At 53.7% G+C, this 3,350-nt stretch carries 4 protein-coding genes; all 4 read left to right on the top strand.

From position 1 onward, the window contains the following. The coding region (locus tag LJE94_18330) for a hypothetical protein (protein MCG6912055.1) at positions 1 to 217 on the top strand (217 nt) is incomplete at its 5' end. 347 nt (positions 218 to 564) lie between these two features. After that, positions 565 to 1,002: a hypothetical protein gene (locus LJE94_18325; protein MCG6912054.1), complete on the top strand. Its 438-nt coding sequence runs from the start codon at positions 565 to 567 to the stop codon at positions 1,000 to 1,002. Between the two features lie 473 nt (positions 1,003 to 1,475). Continuing rightward, the gene (locus tag LJE94_18320) at positions 1,476 to 2,186 is read left to right on the top strand and encodes a PEP-CTERM sorting domain-containing protein (GenBank protein ID MCG6912053.1); all 711 of its coding nucleotides are present in this window, start codon (positions 1,476 to 1,478) and stop codon (positions 2,184 to 2,186) included. 524 nt (positions 2,187 to 2,710) lie between these two features. Continuing rightward, positions 2,711 to 2,965 carry a cupin domain-containing protein gene (locus tag LJE94_18315; GenBank protein MCG6912052.1) on the top strand — a complete coding sequence of 85 codons (255 nt, stop codon included), beginning with the start codon at positions 2,711 to 2,713 and terminating at the stop codon, positions 2,963 to 2,965. Positions 2,966 to 3,350 lie beyond the last annotated feature (385 nt).

The raw sequence follows: 3,350 nt of genomic DNA, 5'->3' as shown, positions 1-3,350 counted from the left end.
GGAAATGATCACTAAATTTCACAATTTGATTGGCGGGCTGATCTTGTATGCCTGCCCGTTTGATGTTGCATTCGCAGGAAATTGGGGCGGCACCTGGGGAAACATGTCTTGGGGCTATCAACCGCCTATGCCTGTCCCCGTCAATGGCATGATCATGCTCGTGGCGACTATCCTGCTGCTTGGTTTTGTCGGTATTTTGAAGCTGAGAAAACGGTGAAGGTATTTGCCTGACGCGTTGTTCTCGATACAGACCGAGGCCCCGCAATCAGGCGAGACGTTCTTTACTGGAGTTCCGCTCTTGGCCGGCAGCGGAACCTGATACTGATATTTAGCCGGACAGATTTCGTTCCGCTCTCCCACCAAAAGCGGAACACACCTTATCTTCGTCCCGTGTGGCCGCTACCGACCCTTTTCGGAATTAAGCTTCCTTTAAGCAGTCGAGAACGATAATAGTAAAGCTATCCTTTCCTGCGACTATCTCAACAAGTCCGCAACAAGTCCTAGCCTCCCGAACCGATAGCCAGCCATCGGGGAGATCAGTTAGCTGATCATTGGAGGTTTCGTATGAAAGCCGCAATCTTGTCATTCAGTGCGCTTCTCGCCGGAGCCCTACTATGTCCCGGTGGCGTCAGCGCGCAGGTGCCTGACAAACCCATGAAAATCCTAGATCAATGTCCCTGCTACTCTACGGATAATGGCATAAAGGACGCGATGGAGGCAGTCGACACCGCACTTAGCGAACTCTCTTGGGGTTTTAGACGAGTGCCAACGACCGATGTAATGATTGAAATTGTGGAAGACCCTGCTGAGCCTGGAATTCAACAACGCATTTTTGGCCAGGTTTCATTCTGGGATACTGGAGGTCATTGTCACATAGAAATTTATGATGAAGGTGTTCAGAGAACTCCAGCCGCATCCGGTACGATTCTTGACGCCGGCGAAGCCAACGCGTGCATTTTAGGGTTCCGGATTCTGATGCGCGTAGCGCAGGATTATGAATAAAGCCTGTATTTCGGTCGTTACCAAATCAAGGCCCCGCATTGCTCGAAGCTATTCTTTAGCCGCCAATTCCACATATGGCCGCTCGCTGAACTGAGCGGCCTTTTTATTGGACTTCGGTTATGTGCCTGTGAGCGGAGCCAGGTCGCTTTTTATAGGCTAAGGCGACTAACGACCCAAGGCGGCCAGTTGAGGACCGTACGTCTAGCGGTGGAAAGCGGCTTGCGAGTGACCCTGCCGCGAGAACAGGTCGGTCTTCAACAGCACGGTTCTCAGGCTTCTTGACTACGTCCCAGGGACCTTTCAAGCGCGGCCAGGGCCTGCGCCGTGTCGGCCATGCGTAAACCGACGAACGCCAGGCTCACGCAGTGTGACGTGTCCGCCTTGCCGGTCGCGATTATTTGTAATACCTGCGTATACGTGCGAGCATTTGGGGCGTTACGCCATAAACCCAGGGAAACACGAGGGAAGCTTTTATGACTATAGGGCACACGTTGATTTCCAGGCGCGCACTCCACGTTTTGATTGTGGGCGTCATCGGCATGCTCTGGGCCGTACAGGCCGGGGCCGTAACCCTGACTTTCGACGAGGTCATCAGCGGTGAGACTACGTTTGAGTTCGATGCCGATGCCGACACGATCCCGGACGCAATCTTCACCACCACGGACCCTTTCGGCTTCAACACGACCGGCCCCGGCGCAAACATGTCGTATATTGAGGAACCCGGGCTCGAGGGAACGACCGAGCTGCTTCCGGATCTGAGAGTCGACTTTCCCAATGGCGCGGTGACCAGCCTGGGATTCGGTTTCGCCATGAATGCCGGGACTGACACGCCCAACCTGACCGTTACGTTTACGATCTACGACAGTGGCGATAACGTGCTGGCTTCGACAACCGAGTTGGCCGCGTTCACGGAACCGGTACCGCCAATTCCCAGCAATTTTCCCGAAGGCCAGTTTGCCCTGGCATTTATCGGCACAGCCAGTTACGCGACGTTTGATTTCGATAACACGGATGCCAGTCGATACATCATCGACAACTTCACCGGTACTTTTGGTAGCACGGAGGACGTAACGCCGGTGCAGCCCGTGGAGTATGTGGCGGTTCCGACCCTGTCGAAATGGGGCATGGCGCTGTTCATCTTCGTTGTGCTGCTGCTGGCGGTCCACCGCTTCCGCGGGGCATAAGGAAAGACAGTATCTACCAGATGATCGGGGCCAGTCGATTTCTGGCCCCGATTTTTTAACTGGTCTTACGGTCTGCACTCACAATACGCGCCCGGTACCAAAATCAGCCGGTCTACTTTTGAGCTACTTGGCGGAACCGCGCTCTGCGGTTCGTTTTCTGCTGTTTCGCCGAGTCAAACGGCATGAACATGCCTGACGATGCTCTTGGCCTGTGGCTACGTTCGATCGCTCCAGAAATCGGGCGGCGTTTTGCATCCAACTTCCGCATTTCGACTTTCAGCAGAGCCAGGCCGAGGGATTTGGTCTTTGGCTGCTACCGACCCAATACGGGCATTGGTCTAATATGAGGGTGAAGAGCCGCTAATAACCCTTACCGGACGTCAACCAAGACAATGCCTAGCGTACGAAAAGTTGATCTAAAGACTGAGATTATCGGATTTGATAACGATCTGACTGCCGTTCAGCACCCAAATGAACACGAACCCAGCGAACCGATTGAGGGAATAACTTTTGGCGTCGCAATCATGTCTGAGGACGCACCACACGAAGGTGAGCGGCATCTGGGTGGAGACGAAGTACTCTACCTCATTGAAGGCAGAGCAAGACTGATATTCACGGATGACCCGGAACCCGATGTGGAATTGCGGTCAGGAGACGTCGTGGTTGTTCCGAAAGGCTTGTGGCATCGCGTGGAGATTCTCGACCGGTGCCATTTCGTTTACTTGACCCCGGGCCTTAGTAACGAGGTAAGACCAACGGAATCGACAACTCGTATCTAGAATATGCCGGCGTGCCAACGTCCGCTCCTGGCCGATTTGAGAACTAGACTCCCCTGAGATTCACGTCCTGGGGAGTTCTCAAATGCGCGTCAAAGCAGAACCTGGCCAGATCATCTGGCTAATCTCCGCTAGCGACCCAAAGCAGTCGAAACCAATTTGAGAAAGTTTAAAGCCTATATCCGATCAAAACGTCTGATTGGCTAGATCGTGCGAAAAGATTAAAAGTACCGGTCAATTTCTGGTGCTTGAAGGTGCTCGATGGCCCTCAAGAATTCTTGATCGCGGCCGGCGGACAAGCAAATGGCGTGCGAGTCGGAGGCGGGCGATCAATTCCCTCGCGCTCGAGTATGGCCATCAAGCTTGGGAAGGGCCTCGGGTCAAATTG

It is taken from the genome of Deltaproteobacteria bacterium (assembly GCA_022340465.1).
Lineage (GTDB): Bacteria > Desulfobacterota > Desulfobacteria > Desulfobacterales > B30-G6 > JAJDNW01.
This window is presented reverse-complemented; position numbering and strand designations above follow the sequence as displayed.